Source organism: Kitasatospora sp. NPDC058478, assembly GCF_042720345.1.
GTDB lineage: Bacteria > Actinomycetota > Actinomycetes > Streptomycetales > Streptomycetaceae > Kitasatospora.
In genome coordinates this window covers 1-6,097 of record NZ_JBHXML010000142.1, presented here as the reverse complement: position 1 = coordinate 6,097, position 6,097 = coordinate 1, and the positions used below count along the sequence as shown (strand labels likewise).

Genomic DNA, 6,097 nt, shown 5'->3' with positions numbered 1-6,097 from the left:
AACACCAAACACAAATACGACCCCACCCACACCCTCACCCCCGGCCAAAACATCTTCCCCTAACAACACACACAAACACAGACAGACACAGACAAGCACAGGCACGAGGCAGGCACAGACAGACACAGAACCAGAAACACGCACAGCAAACCGCAGGCAGGCACACGAGCACAGGCCACAGACACCGAGCACAAGCACAGGCACAGGCACCGAGCACAAGCACAGGTGCCGGCATAGGCGCAGGAATAGGAATAGGCGCACAGGCCCACGAACCACCGGCCGCTGGCACACAAGCACAAGCACAAGCACACAAACACCGGCCACGGACACCAAGCACAGGCACCGACACAGACATAGGCGCACAAGCACCGGCACACAAACAGAAAACGCCACACACACAGACACACAGCAAGCCCAGACACACAGCAGACATGCACCAATAAAACACGCACACACAAAAACACAAATAAACCAACAAACAAACCACAAACGAAAAGCACAAAACGCCAGACACCCAGACCGCAAACCGCAAACGACAAGCGACAAGCGACAAGCGACAAGCGACAAGCGACAAGCGACAAGCGACAAGCGACAAGCGACAAAAAGAAATACAGACAAAAATACCAATAAACCAGAAGAACAGAAGACCGGATAAGCGGGAAGGCAAGAGACCAGAAAAACAAGAACTCAGGAACTCAAGACATCAGGACATCAGGAAAGAACAGGAGGGCCCGCCATGCACACCTACGACCTCATCAACGAAGCCATCATCCACGCCCCCACCCAACAAGTCTGGAACCACCTCATCGCCGAACTCAACGGCACCACCACCTGGTGGACCCCCCACAACACCCACCAACCCGGCAACCCCACCCCCGAACACCCCGGCGGCACCACCCACATCACCATCCACCCCAACGGCCACACCAAACCCGGACCCAAAATCCACACCACCGCCACCACCACCCACACCACACCCCCCCACACCCTCACCACCACCCACACCGGCCACTTCACCGGCACCACCACCTACACCCTCACCCCCACCCACAACAACCAACACACCAAACTCACCATCACCTTCACCACCACCCCCCACGGATGGCCCACCCTCCTCCCCAAACACACCATCCCCAACCAACACACCAAAGCCACCCACAACGCCCTCACCAACCTCAACCACCAACTCACACGGGCCACAGACACCCCAGACGCAGACAGGAGCACCTCGTGACCACCACCGCCGACGTCACCATCACCGACCTCGCCACCACCACCCCCGACGGCGCCCGCCTCACCGTCGCCATCCACCACCCCGCCCACATCGACCCCCACGACACCACCGTCACCACCACGCCCCTGATCGTCCTCGCCCACGGCTGGGGCGCCACCCACACCGTCTGGCACGCCACCGCCCGGCTGCTGGCCGCCCAGGGCCACACCGTCGCCGCCTACGACCAGCGCGGCCACGGCACCAGCACCCTTGGCTCCAACGCCCTCACCATCCAGCAACTCGGGCACGACCTCGCCACCGTCGCGGACGCCCTCGCCCCCCACCGCCCCGTCGTCGTCGCCGGCCACTCAGGCGGCGGTTACGCCGCGCTCGCCTATGCCACCCAGCTCTACGCCGACGCCCCCCGCACCGCGCCCCAGCGCCTCGTCGGCCTGCTCCTCGCCGCCAGCGCCGCCGACGACCAGCAGACCCCTCCGGGCGAACTCCGCATCATGAAGACGAAGGCCTTCCAACGCGCCCTCAGGAACCCCCGACTCGGCCGCCAGCTCCTCAAGAAGACCCTCCACCCCAACACCCCCGCTCACACCCAGGAGACCAACCGGCGCCTCTTCGCCAACACCGACCCCCACACCCGTCTCACCACCTTCGCTTCCACCAGCACCATGGACCACACCCCCCACCTCCGACACATCACCACCCCCACCACGATCCTCCGCGGCACCCACGACACCTCCGTCGGCCAGACCCACATCCGCACCCTCCAGACCCACCTCCCCAACACCACCGTCGACACCCTCTCCGACGCCGGCCACATCCTCCCGCTCGAAGCCCCTCACCAACTCGCCCGCCAGATCCACCAGCTCACACTCACTTCGCAGCGGTGACCACCACCACCCTCACCACCGAGCTGGGCAGGCTCCTGCCGCCAACTGTCCACTGCACCGAGGCCTTCGGGCCGCCGCCCCAGGGCGCGCTCCTTCCTGCGGAGCGCGCCCACATCAGTGGCCGATCTCCCCGCAGGCAGCGGCAGTTCACCGCCGCCCGTACGCTCGCCCGTCGTGCTCTCGCCCAGCTCGGCCACCCGCCGGTCCCGCTCCTCCCGGGGCCGGGCGGGGCCCCCGAGTGGCCGCCGGGGACCGTCGGGAGCATCACCCACTGCGACGGTTACACCGCTTGCGCTGCGGCCCACACGGCCGATGTCGTCTCGCTCGGGATCGACGCCGAGCCTGCTCTACCGCTCCCCGACGGGGTCCTCGCCCTCACCGCTTCCGAGGACGAGCGTCACCGGCTCGACCGGCTACCTCACGGCCAAGTCCCTTGGGACAGACTGCTCTTCAGCGCCAAGGAGGCCACGTACAAGGCCTGCTACCCGCTCACCCGACGCTGGACCGGTCTGGCCGGCATCTCCGTGCGCCTCCACCCCGACCGCACCTTCACCGCCCACCACCCCCACCTGCCCGGTCGCTGCCAGGGCCGCTGGACCACCACCGGTGCCATCCTCCTCACGACCCTCACCATCCCGCACGGGACGACGACCGGTTGAGCGCGCAGCACCGAAGCACCACCGAACCGCGAACCGGCCGCCGCAGGGCCTACAGGGCGAGGAGCAGCCCCCGGGGCGGCCCCGCCCCCACGTGCAGCGCAGGAGCGAGGCCGACGCGGGGGCGGGGAACAGCTGACGGATCCGGTCAGAGGGACGATCCGAGGGACAGGACAGGGAGCCCCGGCCCATGGACCTGCCCCGCCCGGGCGATCGCCCTCAACGGGCGGGGCCTGCCGGGCCGTTGTCGGCCGTGCGCACCGCTTCGATGAACCCTGTGGTGCTCGGGCCCGAGCCGGGCGGGAAGGGGCGGCCGTACGCGGCGGCGACCTCGTCGAGCAGGGTGAGCCGGGTGGTCCAGCCGTGGGCGTCGAGCCACTCGTGGGTCTGGGGGCCGAGGCCGCCCTGCCACAGGTCGGTGATGTGGGCGAGGGTCGGGTCCTGCGGGGTGCTGGTCACGTCCCGGCCCTTTTCGAGCAGCAGTCGGCTGTCCGGCGCGGAGAGGGTGCCGACGGCGGTGAGCAGGCCGGCCGCCTGGTCGGCGGTGAGGTAGACCAGCAGTCCTTCGGCCAGCCAGGCGGTGGGCCGCTCCGGGTCGAAGCCGGCTTCGACGAGGCGGCGCGGCCAGTCCGAGTCCAGCAGGTCGCCGGGCAGCGTGGTGCGTTCGCCGGCCGGGTCGGCGCCGAGTTCGTCCAGGACGTGCTGTTTGAAGGTCAGGACGGGCGCGAGGTCGAGTTCGAAGAGGCGGGTGCCGGACGGCCAGTCGAGCCGGTAGGCGCGGGCGTCCAGGCCTGCTGCGAGCAGGACGACCTGGTCCGCGCCGGCGGCGAGCAGACGGTCGTCGTAGAAGCGGGTGCGCAGGATGCCGTGGACCACCAGGCCTTTCGCGAGGCCGCTCTCCGGTCCCGAGGTGGGCATCGGCATGCCGGAGGCGGTGACGAAGGCGGCGGCGTAGGGGTCGGTGAACAGCGGTTCGGGGCGGGAGCTCTCGTAGGCGCGCACCAGCGCGACGGACAGGGCCGTACGGGAGACCGGGCTCAGCGGGTCGGTGGTCGTCATGCCCGGGAATCTACCCCGGCGCCGAGTCGGCCGGGCCGGCACTCCCCTCACCGGTCCGGACGGGCACCTGGCCTGCGGGGAAAGCGAGTTGATGTAACGCCACGAGGTCACGTCAGGAGGTGCCGCCAGCGGTCGGCGGACTCCACCATGTCCTGGATGACGCGTTCCAGGAACGTCCCGCCCCTGGCGAGCCGCTGCCCCACGGGGCTGTCGGGCCCGAACTCCGCCGCGGCCGTCATCGCGATCTGGGCCGTCCCGAGCGTCTCCCGCGAGCCGATCATGATCGAGTGGTACCAGGCCTCGTCGTCGACCACGTAGATGTCGCGACGCCGCTGCGGGTCGCGTTCGCGCCGGACGTACCCGTGCTGGACCAGGTAGTTCACGGCCACGGAGACGGAGGCCGCGCTGACGTTCAGCCTGCGGGTCAGCTCGGCCGCGGTGCGCCTGCCGTCCTCGGACAGCAGCAGGTCGACGTGCACGCGCGCCGTCATCCTCGGCAGCCCCGTCCTGACCGCCATGTCGATGATCTCCTCTCCTGTCGGGCTGCCCGAGGGCCCGTCCGCGGGTGGCGGTGCCGGGGTGCCGCGCCGCGCGCGCTGGGCCGTCGCCCGGTGCGCCTGTTCGGGCCGGTAGCCGCTGGGGCCGCCGTTGCGTCCGATCTCCCGGCTGATCGTCGAGGTCGGCCGGTCGAGCCGTCTGGCGATCTCGGCGTAGGAGAGCCCGTCGGCGAGTCCGGCCGCGATGCGCTGGCGGTCCTGCTGGGTCAGTCGTCCTCCTGGCATGCCGCCAGTATTGCCTTCGCATTCATTCATTGCAATGCGGCATTGCATTCGACTTCAGCGTCATTGCATCAATTTACCGCTACTGAACAGGGAAAACTCCTACGACTCATTGCGACCATGCTGAATGCAACGTAGCTTTCGAATAGTCCCGAAGAAGCATTTCCGCGAGATGAGGAACGGTCATGGGTGAATCCGTCCACACCGTCACCACGCTGCCGACGGCGCGCCCGCCCGGCTGCCCCTTCGACCCGCCGGCCGAGCTGACCGACGCCCGACGGCACGGCCCGATCAGCCGCTACACCCACCCCGGCGGGGCGGCCGGCTGGCTGATCACCGGGTACGAGCTGGTCAGGTCGGTCCTGGCCGACCCGCGGTTCAGCTCGCGCAAGGAGCTCATCAACGTGGGCGACTTCGAGATTCCTCCGGCTCCGCCCGGCGAGTTCCTCCTCATGGACGACCCGCAGCACGGGCGCTACCGGAAGCCGCTGGTGGGCAAGTTCACCGTGCGGCGGATGCGGCTGCTCGCCGAGCGCGTCGAGCAGATCACCGCCGAGTGCCTGGACGCCATGGAGGCGGCCGGGCCGTCGGCGGACCTGGTGACCGCGTTCGCCAAGCCCATCCCCGCCATCGTGATCTGCGAGCTGCTGGGGGTGCCGTACGAGGACCGCGGCTCCTTCCAGGAGCAGATCGACTCGTTCGTGAACGGGGAGACGAGCGACGAGGAGCTGATCGCGGCCTACACGGCGACCCAGCAGTACCTCGCGGAGCTGGTGGCCGCCAAGCGCGCGAACCCCACCGACGACGTGCTCAGCGACCTCATGGACAGCGACCTCACCGATGAGGAGCTGAGGGGCGTCAGCCTGATCCTGCTGGCGGCCGGGCTCGACACCACCGCGAACATGCTGGCGCTGGGCACCTTCGCGCTGCTGCAGAACCCGGCGCAGCTGGCCGACCTGCGTGCTGACCCCACGCTCACCGGCCGGGCCGTCGAGGAACTGCTGCGGTACCTGAGCGTCGCCAAGTCGTTCATGAGGACGGCGCTGGAGGACGTCGAGGTGGGCGGCCAGACCATCAAAGCCGGCACGACGGTCATCCTGTCGTACAACACCGCCAACCGTGACCCCGAGCGCTTCGCCGATCCCCACGTGCTCGACTTCCGGCGGCAGTACGGCGGGCACCTGGCCTTCGGCCACGGCGTCCACCAGTGCCTGGGGCAGCAGCTGGCCCGCGTCGAGCTGAGCGTCGCGATCACCGCCCTGGTCAAGCGCTTCCCCACGCTGCGCCTGGCCGTACCGGCGGAGGAGGTCGGCCTGCGGCCGGAGAGCGCGGACATCTACGGGGTGAAGAGCCTCCCGGTCACCTGGGACGTGTGACCGCGAACCAGACCGGGCGAGGTCGGGGCCAGGGTCGGGGTCGGCGCCGGGAGCCGGAGCGGGGCGGGGGCGCACCCCCGGGGGGGGGGGGGCGCCCGCCGCTCCACCC

6 protein-coding genes are annotated in these 6,097 nt (G+C 69.0%); 4 read left to right on the top strand and 2 right to left on the bottom strand.

Annotated features, from left to right (window positions below; translation table 11 throughout):
• Positions 1-736: 736 nt before the first annotated feature.
• Genes ACFWPT_RS40585 through ACFWPT_RS40575 form a run of 3 tightly spaced genes read left to right on the top strand, consistent with a single transcriptional unit; the run spans position 737 to position 2,777 of the window.
• Complete coding sequence (locus tag ACFWPT_RS40585; protein ID WP_380488051.1) at positions 737-1,234, top strand: SRPBCC family protein; 498 nt, start codon at positions 737-739, stop codon at positions 1,232-1,234.
• The gene (locus ACFWPT_RS40580) at positions 1,231-2,118 is read left to right on the top strand and encodes an alpha/beta fold hydrolase (RefSeq protein ID WP_380488049.1); all 888 of its coding nucleotides are present in this window, start codon (positions 1,231-1,233) and stop codon (positions 2,116-2,118) included. Before ACFWPT_RS40585 ends, ACFWPT_RS40580 begins: the two co-directional genes overlap by 4 nt.
• Complete coding sequence (locus tag ACFWPT_RS40575) at positions 2,115-2,777, top strand: 4'-phosphopantetheinyl transferase (RefSeq protein ID WP_380378286.1); 663 nt, start codon at positions 2,115-2,117, stop codon at positions 2,775-2,777. Before ACFWPT_RS40580 ends, ACFWPT_RS40575 begins: the two co-directional genes overlap by 4 nt.
• Before the next feature lie 216 nt (positions 2,778-2,993).
• On the opposite strand, the gene ACFWPT_RS40570 is transcribed toward ACFWPT_RS40575, so the two are convergent.
• Positions 2,994-3,833: an SAM-dependent methyltransferase gene (locus tag ACFWPT_RS40570; RefSeq protein ID WP_380488047.1), complete on the bottom strand. Its 840-nt coding sequence runs from the start codon at positions 3,831-3,833 to the stop codon at positions 2,994-2,996.
• 107 nt (positions 3,834-3,940) lie between these two features.
• Positions 3,941-4,615 (bottom strand): helix-turn-helix domain-containing protein, encoded by a 675-nt coding sequence (locus ACFWPT_RS40565; protein ID WP_380378290.1) that lies wholly within the window; start codon positions 4,613-4,615, stop codon positions 3,941-3,943.
• A 182-nt stretch (positions 4,616-4,797) separates the two neighbouring features.
• Between ACFWPT_RS40565 and ACFWPT_RS40560 the strand changes: the two genes are divergently transcribed.
• Positions 4,798-5,988: a cytochrome P450 gene (locus tag ACFWPT_RS40560; RefSeq protein WP_380488045.1), complete on the top strand. Its 1,191-nt coding sequence runs from the start codon at positions 4,798-4,800 to the stop codon at positions 5,986-5,988.
• Positions 5,989-6,097: the final 109 nt, after the last annotated feature.